Source organism: uncultured Capnocytophaga sp., from assembly GCF_937936315.1.
Lineage (GTDB): Bacteria > Bacteroidota > Bacteroidia > Flavobacteriales > Flavobacteriaceae > Capnocytophaga.
The window spans coordinates 1-20159 of the sequence record NZ_CALGWU010000057.1 but is presented as its reverse complement, the minus strand read 5'-3'; the positions used below and the strand labels follow the sequence as shown (position 1 = coordinate 20159).

The following is a 20159-nucleotide window of genomic DNA, read 5'->3' as shown; positions in this document are numbered from 1 at the left end:
CAAAGATATATGATGAAAGAACCTATTAGTTTAGATACAGCATTACAGATTGTAGGCTCATTAAAAGTAAGGGCTATTAAGGAAAAATCTACTTTAACTAATTTGGTAGAGAAGGATGCGTTAGACCAGAAAATTAAAATGTATTTAAAGGAAGAAAAAATGCTATATGGCACTGATGATATGGCAAGGCTTTCTGTTATGGATAAAGTAGTACATTATTATAGTCCGCTAATAAAACAAATGAATGGAGTACTATAAAATTGAGGATATTTTTGAAAGAGAGAAAACAGACCTTTTATCAGGTTTAAAATCTCAAGAAAATTCTATTGCCTTTATATTAGGAGGACAGCCTGCATCAGGAAAGAGTGGTCTAGCAAAAGCTATCCTAAGACAATTTCCTGACAAAGATTTCCTTTTTGTAAATGGAGATATTTACCGAGAGTTTCATCCTAAGGCTAATGAGCTTATAAAATATCCTGAGAGATACTCAACAGAGACTCAAATATTCTCTAACTTTTTTACAGAAGCACTCATACAAGAGGCTATTATCCATAAATACAATATCATTGTAGAGGGGACTATGCGCAATCCTGAAGTACCTTTGCGTACGGCATTAGCTTTTAGAGAAAACGGTTTTAATGTAGAAGCTTTTGCGATTGCCGTTCCTGCACTCTTTACCGAATTAGGTTTTTATTTGCGCTATCAAGAAGAAAAAGATTTTCAAGGATATGGACGATTGGCAGATAAAAATTCTCACGATAGAGCCGTAGAAGGCTTACTTCACTCATTAGACCATTTGTACAATGAAAAAGCCGTAGATAAAATACATCTTTACAATTATCAAGCTGAAAATCATTTGGTAACTTTCTCATTGAGTGAACAGCAATGGGATATAAATATTTTGCCTTCTACAGAAGTTATAAAAGCAAGGAGACAACAATTTCAGGATAAGACACTTCGTTTGCAACTGATCGCACGAGCTTACTCTGCTATACCGAGAATGTCTCCGCCTATAAAAACCATCGTAGAAGCGCTTATAGAGCAGTTAAAAGACTAAGAATGAAAAACATTATCACAATCATATTATTAGCTATTGGTTTCCTTGGGAATGCTCAAACCGCAGAAACTTATCTCAAAGAAATTGCTAAAAAACAACAACTTGATATCCAATGGCAGGAGCGCAAAACCTCTCTTGCTTCTGAGGGTATTCGCTCTTTTGTAGGTTACTGCGAAGGCAATTTTGTAGCAACCCTTTCAGTAGGTTCAAAAGCGGTATCAGGGAGTTTCCATTACCGAGATAAATCGTATGAAATCAGTTTGCAAAAAGGGAAATTAGTCTTTTTACCTAATGAAAAATTTGAGTGTGGCACTACCGATACACCTCATTCGCACCCGAGCCCTTCAACAGCACGCCCTGCCATATTAGCCGAAGAAACCGCTCCTACCATTGCCAACACACAAACACTAAGAGTATACCGTTTGGCGATGCATATCCCTTATAGCACCTTCAGCACAGGACACTTAGAGAAAAACGTACAAAAAGTAAAAGCTTTTTGGGCAGATACCGAGGCTTTCCTGAACGAGATGTACCTGCGCGATTTGGGAGTGCGTTTTGAGGTAGTAAAGGATGAGCGTCTCATCATCAAAGACGAGAATAAAGAGACTTTTGCAAGCTATCGCAATGCCGATTATGTTAAGGATAATTCAACAACGATTATCAACGAACTTATAGGAGAAAATAGTTATGATGTGGGGATTTCCCTTGCGTATACCGCTTCCTTAAAAAAAGGAGTCAGAGGATTAGCTTATCTTGAAGGTGTTTATAAGGCTAATACCAAAGCTGATGCCGTAGCAGTACTTACCAAAGAAGTCATAGCTCACGAAATCGGACACTTATTCGGAGGGAGACACACTTTTGGTAGCTATAAGGGCTCAGAAGCCTACGATAGTGAAAAGACGGAGTATGACAGAGGTACTTCGGTAATGAGCTATGGTAGTCCGCGTGATTTCTTCTCACTCTCGAGCATTCAGCGCATACGGGAACGATTAACGAAAGTACCCGTAAAAGCTCACGACAAGACTTTCACTACTCAAGCTCCTCGCATAGAACACAGCAAGATTAAAAGTCATTATACTATCCCCAAAGGCTCTTTCTTCCAATTCTATATCCCCACTACCGACCCCGATAGCGAGCAGCTACTATACACCGTAAACCAACACGATGTGCGCAATAGCGATGAAACCCCTATAACGCAGTACATTATTTATAAATCAACCCCTGCCAACCCTGTAACTATCAAAACTGAATACCACGAAAACTCGGGAGATGTAGTAGCCAATAGTGGTTTGGCACAACAAACTACGGGTACTTTTACCTTTTGGTTGGGAGTGAGCGATGCCCCACTCCAATCGTCAGCCGACTATATAGTACAATATGATTTGGCAGAAACCAAAGTAACCGTAAAAGACGGTACCCCCTTCAAAATTACATCTACCCCAAAAAACAAATATAAAGGTGGGGATAAAATCACTCTTACTTGGAACGTAGATAATACTATTTTTAAAAATACCAAAGTGCGTATCCTGCTTTCTGATGATTTAGGAAAGACATTTAAACATATAGTAGTAGCAGAAACTGATAACAATGGCAGTAAGGAAATCACTTTGCCTAATATCAATACCGATAAGGCGGTGTTAAAAGTAGAAGTAATCGATGGTTTAGCTTTTGATCTTACCAATTACAATCCTAAAAATGGAGGTTTTACCATTGAAAAGAACCCCGCCCTTCCTGAACCTCTTCTTTGGGCATCACTCCCTAATCATCTTATGCTTTCGTGTGAGCAATCTATTCCAGCGGTAACATTGCCTACGGTTACAGGAGGGTGCACTCCTGCGGTTACCCTTCAAAAAGAAGAACGCATCAAAGGCAATTGCGACTATACTTATACTATCAAACGTATTTTTACAGCTGCCGATACTTGTAACCAAACGCTTACTTATACTCAAACTATTAGCGTAACAGATAAAACTCCCCCTACTTTTGTAGGTACTTTACCCAAAAATATGAGCGTTAAAGAAGGCAAAACAATACCCGCTCAAGTAACGCTTACCGCTACCGATAATTGTGGTACTGCTGCGGTTACAACTTCTCATAAAGAAGAAAAAGATGCCAAAAGCAAACTTACTAAACTTATCTATACGTGGATAGCCAAAGATGCTTGTGGCAATATTAGTACTCACCAGCAAATCATTACCATTGAGCCTAAAAAAGTCCCTACGCTCACTTGGGCAAGTGTCCCTAAAAATGTAACTGTCAATTGCGCTAAAGCCATTCCTGCTGTACAAACCCCTACAACTCAAGGCGGTTGTGCTAAAGTAGTGATTACCCGCGCCGATAAGGAACTCAACAAGCGATGCCTCAACAACTACACCATAGAGCGTACTTTTACAGCTTCCGATGGTTGTACAACCCTTACCCATACCCAGCGTATCACTATAGCCGATAAAACCCCTCCTACTTTCGTAGGCGATTTACCTCAAGACCTTACTATCGAAGAAGGAATAACTGTACCTCAACAACAGAGCATTTCAGCTGAAGATGCTTGTGCTGGGCAACCTACTGTTACAATGCCGCCCAAAGAAGAATATCTCACTAATGGAAAACTCTCTAAAGTGGTCTATAAGTGGGTGGCTCGTGATGTCTGCGGCAATGAAAGGGTATATACCCAAAATATTACTATAAAACTTAAACCGCAAGAATCTCCCCATATAGATACTAACCCTAATGAAGTGGTGATTTACAATGCTATTTCTAGCGAAAATGGCTCTGACAACTATTTTAAAATAGAAAACACCGATAAAAACCGACCTATTACGCTACAAGTCTTTGATGAAATGGGCTTAAAAGTATATGAAAGTAATTACTATCAACAAAATGGTGAATATTTTAGAGGCTACCCTAATATAAAAGGAGTAGTAGGAAGCAAACGATTAGCAGGAACTTATTTCTATGTATTGACGTATTATTTCAACGGACAACAACTAACAAAAAAAGGTTTTCTATATGTAAGATAATTACACTCCTGTATAGGTTGTCCTAATATATTGCCAATGAGCAACCCCTTTGAGATACTCCAAATCTCTTTGGTATTTTATAAAAAATGTTAATTTTTCCTTGCTAATTGTTAATTGTTTCGTACCTTTGCACCGTTTTTTAAAACCAAACTAATGAAACATCTACTACGCTACTTACTTTGGCTATGCCTAAGCATAGAAGTAGCCAATGCACAAACTAACATCCAAAGTATTATAGCTCTTTTTGCTACAGAATCTTCCGTAGAATGGGCACCTCCTATTCCTAACACACCTTCTATGCTTGTACAATGGCAAGCGCGCACTACCTCTAATAATGGATTTCGCACGTTTGTAGGTTATTACCAAGATCATTTTGTAGGTGTCATCAGCTTTGACAAACAGGAGTTGAGCGGTGAAATTTTTCACAGAGGAAAGTCCTATGTATTGGGAACTTCTCCCCAAGGAATGCTCACTGTTGAGGCAGTAACCGATGAACACGATTGTGGTGCGAGTTCTTTGGGAAAACAAGCCCTCACTGCCCGCAATTTCTTTCCCGAAGGCGATGAAGATAAAAATGACCCTCCTATTGAGCAACCCGAGATTTACAATTCACTTTATCCTAAAGCGCTCATTCACACCGATGGTGTGTTCAGGCACTACCGCTTGGCAATACCGGTGGATTACAGCATTTACAATTCGACATATTTCAATAGAGATATACATAAAATCAAAGCATTTTGGTATGCTACCGTTGCCTTTATGAATGAGTTATATCGCAATGATGTGGGAGTGGATTTTACTTTGGTAGATGATGAGGCACTTATTTTTACTACTGAAGAAAATCACTTATTCCGCAGAAGGGAAGCTGCTAATGAAGTGGTAAACAATGGTACTATCACCTTAAATAAGAAGTACGACCCTAAGAAGTATGATATAGCAATTATCCTCACTGATTATCGCCAAAACTACAATGGCTTAGCGATGGTCTATGCCGCTTATGAACAACACAACAAAGCTAACGCGGCGGCACGCCCTGTAAAACCTTCTACCATTGCCCACGAGATAGGACACATGTTTGGCTCAGACCATACGTTCTCTAACGGAGGTCAGTATTCTAGTAAAACCGAAACTGGATCGGGTCAATCAATTATGAGTTATGGACACGAGCACCCCCGCGATTTCTTTTCGCTCGTAAGTCTGCAAGAGATACGCAAGTTCTTGGGAAACTCTATGGCGTATTACGCCGATGAAGCGCGTACCCAAGTGGCAGGCAAGCGTGTAGAGGGTACAGGCTCTAACCTTGTTTATGGGGTAAAGAGCAACAACCGTCCCCCAGTGCTTGACAGAACGCATCTTAAGAAAACCTACACTATCCCAGAAGAAACATATTTCCAATTCTATCTGAATGCTACTGACCCCGAGGGCGATGCGCTTACTTATATAGCACACCCCGCTGATAGGCGCTTTCACTCTACCAAATCTAACGCGCGTTTTATGACCTACAAAGGAAAATCTGATGGTAATATACGCTTTGAAACTACTTGGTTTGAGAGAGAACGCAATACCTTTGTACCTATAGGGGCTGCCGATTCTTACAAAGAAGGCACATTCACTTTTTGGTTAGCAGCTGCTGATCATAACAAAAGCGATAACAACCACGTAGTGAAATACGATGTAGAAGAGGTGCAAGTGAAAATAGTCAAAGGTAAAGTTTTTCAAATACAAAACTTCGATAATGGCAGTTGGGAACAGAACAAAACCTACAAAGGAGGACAAGCACTTTCGCTTCATTGGCAGGTCGACGAGACTATTTTTGGTAAGGATAGCAAGGTGCGTATCCTTCTTTCAACCGACTCTGGTAAAACTTATAAATACGTATTGAAAAAAGAAGCACCTAATAATGGAGTTTGTCAAGTAGTGCTTCCTAATATTTCTGTAGGCACTACTCACGGACATTTCGGCAAACAAAGAGGACAAAGCATCATCAAAATAGAAGTGATTGATGGCTTAGCTTATGCATTGTCTTGCACAAAACCTTATCACGTAGGGGGTTTTATGATACAAAAAGACCCTACAAAACCTGAAACTACCCCTGATCCAGAGCCTCAACCCCAACCTAACCCTCAACCACAGCCAAAACCTCAACCAACGCCACAGCCAAAACCTCAACCTCAACCAACCCCCCAACCTCAACTCCCAACCAACCCTACCCCCGACCCGTCAGCTCCGTCCGACTCGTCCACCCCGTCCCCATCACTTATTATATATAATGGTGTCTCCATCTCTAACCCCGAGAACTATTTCAAAGTAGAAAATACTGATGAAAACCGACCTATTTCGATTCTCATCTTCGATGAAATGGGACTCAAAGTATACGAAAATAGTAATTATGGTAAAAATGGAGAAGTCTTTAGAGGCTATCCTAATGTACAGAATATGAATAGGAGCAAAGCTCTTGCGGGTACTTATTTTTATATTGTTACCTATTATAAAGATGGACAACAACAAACCCAAAAAGGTTTCTTATATGTAAGATAATTAGCTAAGTCCCTCCGAGATACTCTAAGCCTCTTAAAACAATCACTTTTGCGGCTTGTCCCCTTTCGGGGGAACGGGGGCTATAACACTAAACACTAACAACAAATGAAAATATCAAAACTCTTACTACTCTGCTTCTTACTAACAGCAGTAACCAACGCACAACAAAAAGCTACTGAGGTCATACGCCTTTTCGGTACAAACACCTCAGTACAATGGAATGTTCCTATCAAAGGAAAATCTATATCGCTCAACTGGCAAGCACGTCCCAATAGCCTTGTCCAAGAAGGATTCCGCACTTTCGTTGCCTATCACAATGGCAATTTTGCAGGAACGCTCTCAATGAATAAAACTACCCTATCAGGTGAAGTATGGCACGATGGTCATTCTTATTTCATCAACACTGAAAATGGAATGATCAAAGTTACTACCGATAAAGAACACTTCACTTGTGGCACTTGCGCCGATGGACAATGCTCTCAAGCTACAACGCCCACTTCCCAAAGACTACCTATGCAACTCGCGCCTGCTAATGCGATGACTGCACGTGGCGCCATACTGCACGAAGAGGCACTTCCGTCTGACGATAAAAAAGTGCTTTACAATACCAATGTACTCAGAACCTATCGTTTAGCTATGCTCATCGATTATAGTTTCTACAAAAAATATTGTTATAGTGATATAAATAAGGTAAAAGAATTTATGACAAAAGTAGAGGCAGGGCTCAACGAAGTATGCGGTAGAGAGATTGGTTGTCAATTTACTTTGGTGAACGACCCTCGCCTTATCATCACTACTAAAGACAAAGAAATATACGATAACCCTGTGGTGAGAGAGGCATTGAATAGAGCGACTTCAGATTTTAATAACCTTATAGGCGAAGAGAATTACGATGCAGGTATTGTCTTTTCTATATACCGTGATAATCGCGGATTGGCGCATTTGGGTGAAATTACAGGAAAACTAAAAGGAGGCTGTATCGCCAATCACGAGTTTTATATCATCCTTCACGAATTAGGACACTTATTAGGCTCCGCACACACCTTTACCATAGGAGGAGCAACCGCTTCTTCTCATACCGAACCCGATAGAGGGAACTCTATTATGAGTTATATCAACGACCCTTATGGCACATATTTCTCACTTCCTTCTATATACACCATCCGCAACCGTACCAATTTGCACGATGCCTATTATAGCGATAAAGCCCGTACACAGTTGGTAGGCTTGCCACAGGACAATATCCCCTACGGTGAAGTTTCTACTAACCGTGCCCCTGTAATCCAGCGTACTACTTTGAAAAAGGAATACAAACTCCCCCAAAACACTTACTTTCAATTCAATATAGAAGCAACCGACCCCGATGGCGACCCACTTCTCTATATGGCACACCAAGCTGATTTTAATCAGTTTGGCAAAGCGCGTTTCCCTTCTAATCGCCCTACCGAGAGCAATCATATAGAGTTCTATCAACCCTATAGAAAAAATAATAACACTAATGAATGGGAAAAAGTACCTTATAAGTTCACAGGAGAAAACGAAACTGGCGTTTTTACTTTTTGGTTAGGCGTATCCGACGGTAAAATAGGAGCTTACAAAGACGGAAAACCGCACGTAGCGCTCTATGATGTCTATGAAACCAAAGTAAATATAGTAGGGGGAACGCCTTTCAAGATTACTTCTGTAAGCAAAAGTAGTGCGGGAAAATACAAACGTGGTAAAGAAGTTACCATTAATTGGAGTGTAGATAAAAATATTTTTGGCAACGATAGCAAAGTACGTATCCTCTTTTCAGACGATTATGGAAAAACCTACAAATATGTATTAGCCGATGGATTACCCAATAACGGACAAGCTACTGTCATTTTCCCTACACAAGCTAAGGGGTTGAATGGTGGCAATCTCTATGTAGAAGGTATTTTCAAAATAGAAGTACTCAATCATATCGCTTATGCTGTAAGCAATGAAAAACCTTATTTATTGGATATGCACAGTCCTGATATTACCTTTAAAAATTTGCCAGAGCCTGTGATAACTGTTAAAAAAAATGCTATTCCCGAAAAACCTAACGTTACCGCCGAATCTCATTATTGTGGTACTAATAAAAAAGCTGAGGTAACTTTTTCAGAAGAAGACCATACTACCTATTTATTGCGCAAATGGGTAGCAAAAGATAAATGCAACTATTCTGCTACAGCACAGCAATTTATCTATTACGAAAAAGAAGAGCCTACTAAAACCTTGCGTTTTGTAGTTCCTCTTCCTGAGGATAAACACGTACAATGCCGAGGCGATATTCCTGCCAAAGCTGAAGTAAAAGCAGAGGGAGCCGATAATATTCACATAGACTATGAAGAAGAGTTTAGAGAAGGCGACCGTAATTCTTACAAACTCACTCGCTCTTGGATAGCCTATGCCGAGGGAGCTTTGCCTATCCGTTATACCCAACAAATTTTCCTTAAAGACACTCAAAAACCAGTGCTCTCGTCTTACCCTCCAAGTATGACCGTAAAGAGCGAAGCCGATGTACCTGTAAGACAAAACCTCACTGCAACCGATAATTGTGATGGAACATTACAAGTAGTGTCTAGCCAAAATAGTGAAGACAAAGACGGTAAAAAAATAATACGTTATGTGTGGTTCGTAGAAGATAGCGCTCATAACGAAAACCGTTATGAACAAGTAATCACTGTTGATCCTAACGCTCAAAATCCACAACCCCAACCCCAACCACAGCCACAACCTCAACCACAGCCACAACCCCAACCTCAACCTCAACCACAGCCCAACCCTCAACCACAACCACAACCACAACCTCAACCTCAACCTCAACCTAACCCACAACCTCAACCTAACCCACAACCTCAACCTAACCCACAACCCAACCCCGACCCATCAGCCCCGTCCGACTCGTCCTCCCCATCACTTATTATATACAATGGAGTCTCAACATCTAACCCCGAGAACTATTTCAAAATAGAAAATGCTGATACCGATAAACCTATATCAGTACTTATTTTTGATGAAATGGGGCTTAAGGTTTATGAAAATAACTTTTATGGTGAGTATGGCAAAGTCTTTAAAGGCTATCCCAATGTGAAAAATATGAATAAAAGCATAGCTCTTGCAGGAACTTACTTCTATGTTGTAACCTACTACAAAAATGGTGTGTTAAAAAAAGATAAAGGGTTCTTATATGTGAAGTGATTAGCAAATTTATTAATTTGCTTATTAACTAATTTTTTGTACCTTTGTCGCCAATATTAAAAATATAAACAATGAAGAAAACCGTATTATTAGCAACAATGACTCTCAGTTTGTTCTCTTGTAAAAAAGATGATAACAATGAAACTATTTATAATAATAGCGGTGCTTTCCCTAAAACAATTGTAAAAGAGGAAGTAACCAATAGAGGAACTATAAAAACTACTGAAACTTATAGTTTAACGAACAATAAAATAACTAGTCTCAGTACAATAAGAGTGATAGAAGATGGGTCTACTAATACCAATGAAGTCTACAATATTAATTACGAAGGTGATTTGATAAAAAGCATCACCCTAAAAAGCAATTCTCATAGTAATAGAAATTATACTTTTAATTTTTATTATAGTGGAAATAACTTACAATCAATTACTCGTAGTGATAATGTTCAAAAAATTACTTATGAATATGCAAATGGCAAAGTGGCTACCAAAACAACAGTGAATGGACCTGTGATCAAAAAGTATTCTTATACTTATGAAACTGGTAAAATCAAAATGATTGCAAGTGATCCTACCCCTGGATTCAATGATCGTTTTACTTATACCCTTAACTCTGATGGTACTGTAGCCTCTTTTGAAAAAATAAATTATATAGGCAATGTGCCTAGAGAAAGTACTAGAGGTACTTGCTCTTATCAATACGACAACAAATCTAATCTCTTCCAGCGTGATGTATTTAAGTATTTAGCCGAAATAGAATTGATAAATAACTATAACTATTATGGTGATTATTACAGAGACCCTCTTTTAAGAATAGGAGCTCATAATATAATTTCTTATACTAAAAACTTGGCTGATAATACCTATGCCAATCATGAGGATTTAGAAAATGCTATTCGCTCTTTCCATTACCAATGGAACAATGACAATAGCCCTAAGTCAATGGAGTATAAGAAAAACAATAACCACAAAACCAATTACACTTACACTTATTAGAAATTCCTAACTACCGATGTTTATAGATTATCTTCTTTCGGCAGTACTGATGCTTATCACTTTTGCGATAGGCAGCTCCCTCCACTTTGCCGATTTCGAGAATATATTCAAAAAATCAAAGCCTCTATATTTGGGGCTTTTCTTGCAGATGGTCTTCCTGCCTATCTGTGCTTTTATTATTGCGGAATTAATAAACCTTACCCCCGAAGAAAAAGTAGGTCTTATCATTGTCTCAATATGTCCTGGCGGAACTACTTCTAACTTTATCAGTTATCTCATTAAAGCCGATACTGCTTTAGCTGTGGCACTCACTGCTATCAACAGCCTACTCATTCTGCTTACTATTCCACTGCTTTCTAATTGGGCAGTAGCAGCCTTTATGGGCAGTCATACTGAGGTTTCCTTGCCTATCCTTAATATGGTATGGGAAGTAGCTAAAATTATTATTATTCCAGCTTTGTTGGGTTTATTTTTCAACCGATTTTTCCCTAATATATCTCTTAAAATCCGTCTCCCTTTAAAGGTGATCAATACAATATTATTAGGAATTGTGTTTTTTATCAAATTCTTTGGTGATGAACAATCAGGAGGTAGTGGTATCTCGGTAGACGAAATAATTCGTCTTTTGCCAGCTACACTATTAATGCATCTCAGCGCAATGATACTCAGTTATTTTATTGCTTTAAAAAACTTTAAACTTTCAGGCGTACAAGCAACAACTATCAGTATAGAAGTAGGTTTGCAAAACACAGCTTTAGCCATATTAGTAGCAGGTACCCTTATAGGCAATACCGATATGACCAAACCCGCCCTTGTCTATGCAATTTTTTCCTTCTTTACCACTTTTGCTTTTGCCCTTATCACCATCAGACTAAAAAGATAACAACAACTGATAAATAAAAAAGCGCGATGTTTATCATTCAAAAACATCGCGCTTTCTCTTATCTCTTATCTCTTACCTCTTACCTCTTACCTCTTTACTTGTTAGCTAATAAATAAATTACCGCCATTCGTATAGCAACCCCATTTTCTACTTGTTGTAAAATAATCGATTGGTCACTATCAGCTACTTCGCTGGTGATTTCTACCCCTCTATTGATAGGACCTGGGTGCATAATCACTATTTCTTTGTCTAAGCTATCCAATATTTCTTTAGTAAGTCCGTATTGTTGTACATATTCACGTGTAGAAGGAAAATAACTAATGTCCAAACGCTCGTTTTGGATGCGTAGCATATTAGCTACATCACACCAATTCAGTGCTTTGCGCAAGTTAGTTTCTACTTTCACATCTAACTCGTGTATATATTTAGGAATGAGAGTTTGAGGTCCGCACACCATCACTTCAGCACCTTGTTTGTGGAGGGCAAAAATATTAGAGAGTGCTACACGCGAGTGCAATATATCGCCTACAATCACTACTTTCTTGCCAGCAACCTCGCCCAAGCGTTCTCGTATAGAATATGAGTCTAAAAGAGCCTGAGTAGGGTGTTCGTGTGCCCCATCACCAGCATTTATAATAGAGGCTTTTACGTGTTGTGATAGAAATACTCCCGCACCAGGGTTAGGGTGGCGCATTACCACCATATCCACTTTCATTGATAAGATATTGTTTACTGTATCTACTAAGGTTTCTCCTTTGGTTACCGAAGATTGTGAAGCCGAAAAGTTAATCACATCAGCAGAGAGGCGTTTTTCTGCCAATTCAAACGATAGGCGGGTGCGCGTACTATTTTCGAAGAAAAGATTAGCAATAGTAATGTCGCGCAGTGAAGGCACTTTTTTAATAGGGCGGTTGATGACCTCCTTAAAGTGGTCGGCAGTTTCAAAAATCAATTGTATATCTTTTTCAGTGATATACTTAATACCCAATAGGTGATTAACACTCAATGCACTCATTTTATATTCTTTTTAAGTGGTTGTGCAAAAGTACAAAATAATTAGCAACTGACAAAAAAAAGACTTTGATAAATTTATCAAAGTCTTTTTGTTACTTGTTACCTAATTTTAGATTACTTCATTAAGGTAAGCTTTGAGCATCCAAATTGTTTTCTCTTGTCCAGAGATAAAGTCGCTCATTAGTGAGTTGGTACCTTCATCGCCTATTTCGTCAGAAAAGTTCAACAATTCTCTTTCCAAAGGCAATAGCGCACTAAGAGTATCAATTACCAAACGCACAGTTTTATCATCGTCAAAAATATTTTCACCTACAGGTACAGAAGTGTGTTTCACATAGCTTTCGAGAGTGTGGAAAGGTACACCTCCAAGGGTGAGAATACGTTCAGCAATTTCGTCTACTTGTTCTTGAGCGGTAGTGTAAAGCTCTTCAAATTTCACGTGAAGTTCAAAGAAGCGTTTTCCTTTGATGTTCCAGTGTACACCGCGCAAGTTTTGGTAATACGTTTGATAGTTGGCAAGCAATACATTTAGCAAGCCGATTTCTTTTTCTACTTTGGCTTTGTCAAGCCCTAAGGTATTTAATTTCATAATGTTGTTATTTTTTTAATTCTACGCTGCAAAATTACAATAGTTTTATTAAATAACATAATCAAATTCAATAGATTTTTCTAATAACAGTATTACCTCCTTTGAGACACTTCAAGATTATCTGAGTTTTTCTCGCTGATGCAAATTTTTCGCTTGTACCCCTCACTAGTGCGAGCTTGTAACTCGTTTTTTTATTTCGTTTCTCAATATGATTGAAAATCAAACATTTGTAAAAATATTGTTTTTTTTAATACAAATCCCCTTGTTAATTCAAAACAAAATACTACCTTTGCCTATTATTAACGAAAGACAAACGAAACAATTGCTATTTTATGGATAAGTATTCTTTCTTGAATGCCGCAAGTACGGCTTTTTTCGGTGATTTATACGATAAGTATTTAGAAAACCCCGATGCGGTAGAACCCAGTTGGCGCGCTTTCTTCCAAGGTTTTGATTTTGCCCAAGAGCAATATGGCACTTCCGTTGAAGAAGCCGTACCAGTAATGGCACAACAAGTAGTAAATGGCGAGAACCCTGCCCTTCTCGATAAGGTCAAAAAAGAGTTTGCTGTGCTCAACCTCATCAATGGTTATCGCACTTACGGACACTTATTCGCACAAATCAACCCCCTACGCCCTCGCGAGCCTTATACCCCTACCTTGGCTATCGAAAACTACGGACTAACAGCAGCCGATTTGAATACTACTTTCGATGCTGCTCGCGAAATAGGCTTAGCTCCTTCAACTCTTAATACTATTGTAGAAAAACTCCAAACTACCTATTGTAAGTCTATAGGTGTCGAGTTTCAACATATTCGCAATACCGAAGAACGCGAGTGGTTTACCAAACGATTACAGCAAAACCATAATACCCCTCAGTTTTCTAAAGAAGAAAAACTCCAAATCCTTCAAAAACTCAACGAAGCTACTTCTTTTGAGAACTTCCTTCATACTAAATATGTAGGTCAAAAACGATTCTCATTAGAGGGGAATGATAGCCTTGTAGCAGGTCTTGACTTTATGGTTGAAACAGCTGCCGAACAAGGTGTAAAACACGTAGTACTTGGTATGGCACACCGCGGTCGACTAAATGTATTAGCTAATATATTCCACAAAAATCCACAAGATATCTTTTCTGAGTTCGATGGCAAAGATTACGAAATGGACGATTGGTTCGATGGTGATGTGAAATACCACTTGGGTATTACTATCAATCGCACTACTCGCACTGGAAAAACAGTAGATATGAACTTAGTGCCTAACCCCTCACACCTCGAAGCTGTAAATGCACTCGTCGGAGGGATTACCCGCGCCAAACAAGACCGCTATTGTCAAGGAAATATCCGTCAAGCCTTGCCTATACTCATTCACGGTGATGCAGCTGTTGCAGGGCAGGGTATAGTATACGAAACTGTACAGATGTGCGGCTTGCGTGGCTTTACTAATGGAGGTACTGTTCATATCGTAGTGAACAACCAAGTTGGATTTACTGCTAATTTTTCCGATTCGCGTTCTTCTCTCTACTGCACCGATATTGCAAAAATGAACGAATCTCCTGTGCTTCACGTCAATGCCGATGATGCCGAAGCTGTGGTACACGCTTTCATTTTAGCTACCGATTACCGTCAAACCTTTGGCAAAGATGTGTATATCAACCTTTTTGGCTATCGTAAATACGGTCATAACGAAGGTGACGAACCGCGTTTCTCTCAGCCAATAATGTATAAAACCATCAGTAAACACGACAATCCTTTCCATATCTATGCACAAAAACTAATAGGGGAGGGGATTACCCAACAAACGTATGTTACCGAAATAGAAAATGCTTACAAAGCATATCTCGATACTTGTCTTGAAGCTTCACGCAAAGAACCGCTTACAATATTAAAACCTTTTATGCAAACCGAATGGCAGGGCTTTGAAATCGCCTCACCTCAAGAAATGTTGCAAAAGGTAGATACTTCTATCGCCAAAGGAAAACTCAATGAAATAGCTGCCGTACTTACCGAATTGCCTGCCGATAAACCTTTTATTAATAAAGTGAAAAAGATTATCGCCGATCGTAAAGAGGCGTATGCTAATAACCATATCGATTGGGGAATGGCTGAACTATTAGCCTATGGTTCGCTCCTCACCGAAGGTTTCGATGTGCGCATCACTGGGGAAGACGTACAACGCGGTACTTTCTCACATCGCCACGCTGTGATCAAAACTGAAGATACTGAAGAAGAAGTATGCTTTTTGCAAGACCTTAAAACTAAACAACTCGCTACGGGTACTTTCCATATCTATAATTCATTGTTGTCTGAATATGGAGTCTTGGGGTATGAGTATGGCTATGCAATGGCAAGCCCACGAACACTCACAATTTGGGAAGCGCAGTTTGGCGACTTCTCTAATGGCGCTCAAATAATGCTTGATCAGTATGTTTGTTGCGGCGAAGGCAAATGGAAGACTCAGGACGGCATAGTGATATTACTCCCTCACGGTTATGAAGGACAAGGAGCTGAACACTCCTCAGCACGTATAGAACGCTATTTGCAACTCTGTGCCGAAAATAATATGTATGTAACCAATTGTACTACCCCGGCTAACTTCTTCCACCTCTTGCGTCGCCAAATGAAAACAAATTTCCGCAAGCCATTAGTGGTATTCACTCCTAAGAGCTTGTTGCGTCACCCACAAGTGATTTCAACCGTCGACGATTTAGCAGCAGGTCATTTCCAAGAAGTGCTCGACGACCCTATCGCCAAAGCCGAAAAGGTAAAACGCGTGGTATTCTGTTCCGGTCGTTATTACTACGACCTTTATGCCGAACGTGAAAAGCTAGGTAGAGACGATATAGCCTTGGTGCGTATCGAGCAGCTCTTCCCATTACCAGTAGAGCAACTCAAAGCAGTAATTGCCAAATATGCTCACGCTACCGATTTTGTTTGGGCGCAAGAAGAACCAAAAAATATGGGTGCTTATGGCTATATGTTAATGAATTTTGATTTGGTAAAATGGCGTTATGTAGGTACACCTGCTTATGCAGCTCCTGCTTCTGGTAGCCACACCCGTGACCGCAAACGTCACAGCCAAGCCATTGCTGAAGTATTTATCCCGTAGGGACGAATGGCAATTCGCCTGTCCCATCGCTACAACCTTCGTCAAAGTTGATTAATCTGATAATCATTCATTTTTAGGGTGTACTATGTGGAGGCATTTTGCAAAACGCCCCCACAAATAGAGTTTTTTGAACGTCAATATGAAAGCAATCATTACATTACTATTGTTGATAACCACTTATGCGCTATCAGCGCAAAAAACAGTTGACAAAATTGTATCACGAGAGCAAAATTCACCCTTGCTCGTGGTGAATGGCGTTTTGATAGATGACGACAAGGCTGCTAGCATCTTTTTAAGTGCAATTAATACTAATGATATTGAGAGTATCAATGTCCTTAAAAGTGCTACTACTCTTCCTACATTATGTAGCAATAGAGCTGAAAATGGAGTAGTTATTATAACTTTAAAGAAAAAGGATATTTCTAAAAAAGCCGATTTATCGGGAATAGAAGCTCCTAAAGAAGTTTTTCCTCTGGTTGTTGTCAATGATGTAGAGTTTTCAGATCCTGAAGTAGGAAAACTTTTAATAGATAATATCAATCTTGAGAAAGTTGATAGAGTTGTAGTATTAAAAGATAAAAAAGCTACTAAAAAATATGGTGAAAAAGCTAAAAAAGGAGTGCTATTAATTACTTTAAAAGGAAAAACTGAAAAGTTAGATATATCTCTAATAGAGAAAACACCATAAAATAGAACCCCCTCGTAGGCACGAGCTCGTAAGCTATGCCACAAGTTTGCAAGGTTTAAATATTAGCCTCAATGAAAACAATTATTATATTCTTGTGTTTATTTATCATCGGAACTGTATCAGCAAAGCGAAAGCCTATTGCAGCTTTGGTTGTATTAGATAGCATTCCTCTTGTAGAGCCTCAACTAAGAGAGCTTGCTTTAAATGTTTTAGACCCTGAAAAAATTAAAAGTATAAAGGTATTTACAGGTGCAGAAGCTACTGATAAATATGGTGATTTAGCCAAAGAAGGAGTGATTATAATTGCTTTTAAGCCCTCAAAAAAGAAGGCTTTTGACAAGAAATCTGAAAAGATCTATCATCCACTCTATATATTAGATAGTGTCCCCCTTTTTGATTTTAAAGTAAAAAAGGTGATTTTGGAAAATATAGATAGACATAGAGTTAAAAAGATAGAAAAACTTGAAACAAAAGCCGCAGCTAAATATGGTGACGCAGCTAAGAATGGAGTAATTAATATTACTCTCAAGCCGCAAAAAGCTAAAAAACAAAACCTTAAAGACAAAGAAACTATTTTTCTTAGATGATATATCTCTTAAATTAGCACCTAACCCCTAACACCTGACACCTGATAACTAACACCTAGCAAAAGATGAGTCGAACTTTTTACATTAAAAATACCCAAGCACCCGAGGAAATGACGCCTCAGCAGTTGCTCAACCTCCAACGTGAGGGATTTACGCAGTATAACATTGATGAAGATGACGAACATTACACTCAGGTGATGCATAGCCCTATCAGTGAATGGGGGTGTATGATAATGGGACAAAAAGGTATTAGCGGTCGCGGTTTTGAAGTCTCTTACGACCCCGAAACCCAAGAGTATGGAGTGCGTGTGTTCACCCCTAGCACCGAAAATGATTGGTTAGGAGCCATAGAGTTCATTGGCAAAGTAGCCACCGCATTGGCTACTAATGTAGTTGATGAAGAGGGTGAGACCTATGAACCCAATGCTATTACGTACGATTATAGGCACGATATTAGCTTTGGTGTCAGATGCTATGACGATAAAGAAGATGGTGCTTATATTTTTAGTGTTTATCGCCCTATATGTTTATCTAAGCAAATGATCAACGAACTATTAGAAGCCGAAGATAAAGTAAAAGCCTTTAGTCAGCTCGTAGAAAAACAACTATATGAACACCCCGATGTATATATTGCACGCCAACAGTTTTTTAGTAACGACAAAGAGGAAGTGATGGGAGTTTATGCCCTTACACAAGGAGTACCTACTGTCTTGCCTTATGAATATCCACCTTTTGTAGATTTTACGCAAGTAAACCTCAGTCAAGAAGATGTAAAACTATGGCGTATCAGTTTAGTTGTCATTAATGGTGATGAAAACGACCCTAATGCTTATGAAGTACTCGATGGTCTTGATTATAAAACCTTTTTAGAGCGTTTGCCTCAAAACAAAATCCAAAAACTCGACGGTCACTATATGCTTATAACACTCAACCGACGAGAACTCGAAGCCCTCTTGCAAAATGATAAACAAGAACGAAAGGGCTTATTAGCAAAATTGAAAAACTTTTTAACAACGAAATAACTAACACCTAAAAACTATGCTAGAAATGAAAGTCCCCTCTCCTGGGGAATCTATCACCGAAGTAGAAATAGCCCGTTGGCTTGTAAAAACGGGGGATTACGTAACTAAAGACCAAGCGGTTGCCGAAGTAGATTCCGATAAGGCAACCCTCGAACTTCCTGCTGAAGCTAGCGGAATTATTACATTGCAAGCTGAAGAAGGTGAAGCTGTAAAAGTAGGACAAGTGGTATGCTTGATCGATACCGAAGCAAAAGCACCAACAGCTGCTTCATCAGCAGTCCCTTCAACATCACAACCTGTGAAACAAGAGGTTCCTGCAGCTCCAGCAGCTTCCGCCCCTTCTCCCGTGCAAGTCACTTCCCCAGCGCAACCTACTCCCCCCGTGCGGGTCGCACCTGCAGCTCGTAAAATATTAGCCGAACGCGAAATCCCTGCATCAACAGTAGTAGGTACAGGTAAAGACGGTCGTATAACTAAAAATGATGCGCTCAAAGCATCTAAACCATCAATGGGTACACCTACTGGTGGTGTGCGTCGTGAAACCCGCGCTAAGATGAGTATGTTGCGCCGTAAAGTAGCCGAACGTTTAGTGAGTGCTAAAAACGAAACCGCTATGCTCACCACTTTCAACGAGGTCGATATGACGGCTATCTACCAGTTGCGCAATGAATATAAGGACGCTTTCAAAGAACGTCATAATGTGGGGCTCGGCTTTATGTCATTCTTCACTTTGGCAGTAGTACGCGCCCTTAAACTCTTCCCCGATGTCAATTCAATGATTGATGGTCAAGACAAAGTTACTTACGATTTCTGCGATATCTCTATCGCCGTATCAGGACCTAAAGGCTTGATGGTACCTGTGATTCGCAATGCCGAAAACCTCTCTTTCCGAGGTGTAGAAGCCGAGGTAAAACGTTTAGCAACCCGCGCTCGTGACGGACAAATTACGGTAGACGAAATGACCGGAGGTACCTTTACCATTACCAATGGAGGTGTCTTTGGTTCTATGTTGTCTACCCCTATTATCAATCCGCCACAATCCGGTATTTTAGGTATGCACAATATCGTCGATCGCCCTATCGTGCGCAATGGTCAAATAGTAATTGCCCCTGTGATGTACGTCGCCCTTTCTTACGACCACCGCATCATCGACGGACGTGAATCAGTAGGATTTTTAGTAGCTGTAAAAGAAGCTCTCGAAAATCCTGTAGAAATTCTAATGAATGGCAATCCTAAACAAGCCCTTGAACTCTAATACTTAGAAGCTAATAAATAAGAGGTAAAAGATAATAAACTTTTTATCTTTTACCTCTTTTATTTTTCCCTGCTAATACCTAACTTCTACCCCCTTCCTTATAAGCGTTAATTTTCTGTTAAAATTTCCCTCCTCGTCTTTCTGTGTAAAAATAATATCGTATTTTTGCGCGTGAAACCCTAATTGTGTCGATTTCTACA

At 39.5% G+C, this 20159-nt stretch carries 14 protein-coding genes; 12 read left to right on the top strand and 2 right to left on the bottom strand.

Features of this window, described 5'->3' with window-relative positions; translation table 11 throughout:
* Positions 1–12 precede the first annotated feature (12 nt).
* The 7 genes from Q0162_RS11105 (at position 13) to Q0162_RS11075 (ending at position 11697) form a co-directional block, all read left to right on the top strand.
* Positions 13–258 (top strand): hypothetical protein, encoded by a 246-nt coding sequence (locus Q0162_RS11105; RefSeq protein WP_009417563.1) that lies wholly within the window; start codon positions 13–15, stop codon positions 256–258.
* Positions 245–1057, top strand: coding sequence for a zeta toxin family protein (locus Q0162_RS11100; protein ID WP_297891653.1), 813 nt, complete (start codon positions 245–247; stop codon positions 1055–1057). The genes Q0162_RS11105 and Q0162_RS11100 overlap by 14 nt, the downstream gene beginning before the upstream one ends.
* Positions 1058–1059: 2 nt before the next feature.
* A complete protein-coding gene (locus Q0162_RS11095; protein WP_297891649.1) occupies positions 1060–4074 on the top strand; it encodes a reprolysin-like metallopeptidase in 3015 nt (1004 codons plus the stop codon).
* Positions 4075–4227: 153 nt separating this feature from the next.
* On the top strand, positions 4228–6612 hold the full coding sequence (locus Q0162_RS11090) for a reprolysin-like metallopeptidase (RefSeq protein ID WP_297891647.1): 2385 nt from the start codon (positions 4228–4230) through the stop codon (positions 6610–6612).
* A 105-nt stretch (positions 6613–6717) separates the two neighbouring features.
* Positions 6718–9819 carry a reprolysin-like metallopeptidase gene (locus Q0162_RS11085; protein WP_297891645.1) on the top strand — a complete coding sequence of 1034 codons (3102 nt, stop codon included), beginning with the start codon at positions 6718–6720 and terminating at the stop codon, positions 9817–9819.
* A 71-nt stretch (positions 9820–9890) separates the two neighbouring features.
* Positions 9891–10814 carry a hypothetical protein gene (locus tag Q0162_RS11080; RefSeq protein WP_297891643.1) on the top strand — a complete coding sequence of 308 codons (924 nt, stop codon included), beginning with the start codon at positions 9891–9893 and terminating at the stop codon, positions 10812–10814.
* A gap of 16 nt (positions 10815–10830) precedes the next feature.
* The gene (locus tag Q0162_RS11075) at positions 10831–11697 is read left to right on the top strand and encodes a bile acid:sodium symporter (RefSeq protein WP_297891642.1); all 867 of its coding nucleotides are present in this window, start codon (positions 10831–10833) and stop codon (positions 11695–11697) included.
* Positions 11698–11791: 94 nt separating this feature from the next.
* On the opposite strand, the gene Q0162_RS11070 is transcribed toward Q0162_RS11075, so the two are convergent.
* Both Q0162_RS11070 and Q0162_RS11065 read right to left on the bottom strand, forming a co-directional pair.
* Positions 11792–12712, bottom strand: a complete 921-nt coding sequence (locus Q0162_RS11070) for an aspartate carbamoyltransferase catalytic subunit (RefSeq protein WP_297891640.1) — start codon at positions 12710–12712, stop codon at positions 11792–11794.
* Between the two features lie 108 nt (positions 12713–12820).
* Positions 12821–13300, bottom strand: coding sequence for a Dps family protein (locus Q0162_RS11065; RefSeq protein ID WP_278638780.1), 480 nt, complete (start codon positions 13298–13300; stop codon positions 12821–12823).
* A gap of 332 nt (positions 13301–13632) precedes the next feature.
* On the opposite strand from Q0162_RS11065, the gene Q0162_RS11060 reads away from it, so the two are divergent.
* The 5 genes from Q0162_RS11060 (at position 13633) to odhB (ending at position 19959) form a co-directional block, all read left to right on the top strand.
* Entirely contained in the window at positions 13633–16407 is a 2775-nt protein-coding gene (locus Q0162_RS11060) for a 2-oxoglutarate dehydrogenase E1 component (RefSeq protein WP_297891635.1), read from the top strand.
* A gap of 139 nt (positions 16408–16546) precedes the next feature.
* A complete protein-coding gene (locus tag Q0162_RS11055) occupies positions 16547–17095 on the top strand; it encodes a TonB-dependent receptor (protein WP_297891632.1) in 549 nt (182 codons plus the stop codon).
* Between the two features lie 71 nt (positions 17096–17166).
* Positions 17167–17682, top strand: coding sequence for a hypothetical protein (locus tag Q0162_RS11050; protein ID WP_297891630.1), 516 nt, complete (start codon positions 17167–17169; stop codon positions 17680–17682).
* A 65-nt stretch (positions 17683–17747) separates the two neighbouring features.
* Positions 17748–18704, top strand: coding sequence for a DUF4299 family protein (locus Q0162_RS11045; RefSeq protein ID WP_297891627.1), 957 nt, complete (start codon positions 17748–17750; stop codon positions 18702–18704).
* 16 nt (positions 18705–18720) lie between these two features.
* The gene (gene odhB, locus Q0162_RS11040) at positions 18721–19959 is read left to right on the top strand and encodes a 2-oxoglutarate dehydrogenase complex dihydrolipoyllysine-residue succinyltransferase (RefSeq protein ID WP_297891626.1); all 1239 of its coding nucleotides are present in this window, start codon (positions 18721–18723) and stop codon (positions 19957–19959) included.
* The last annotated feature ends 200 nt before the right edge of the window (positions 19960–20159 follow it).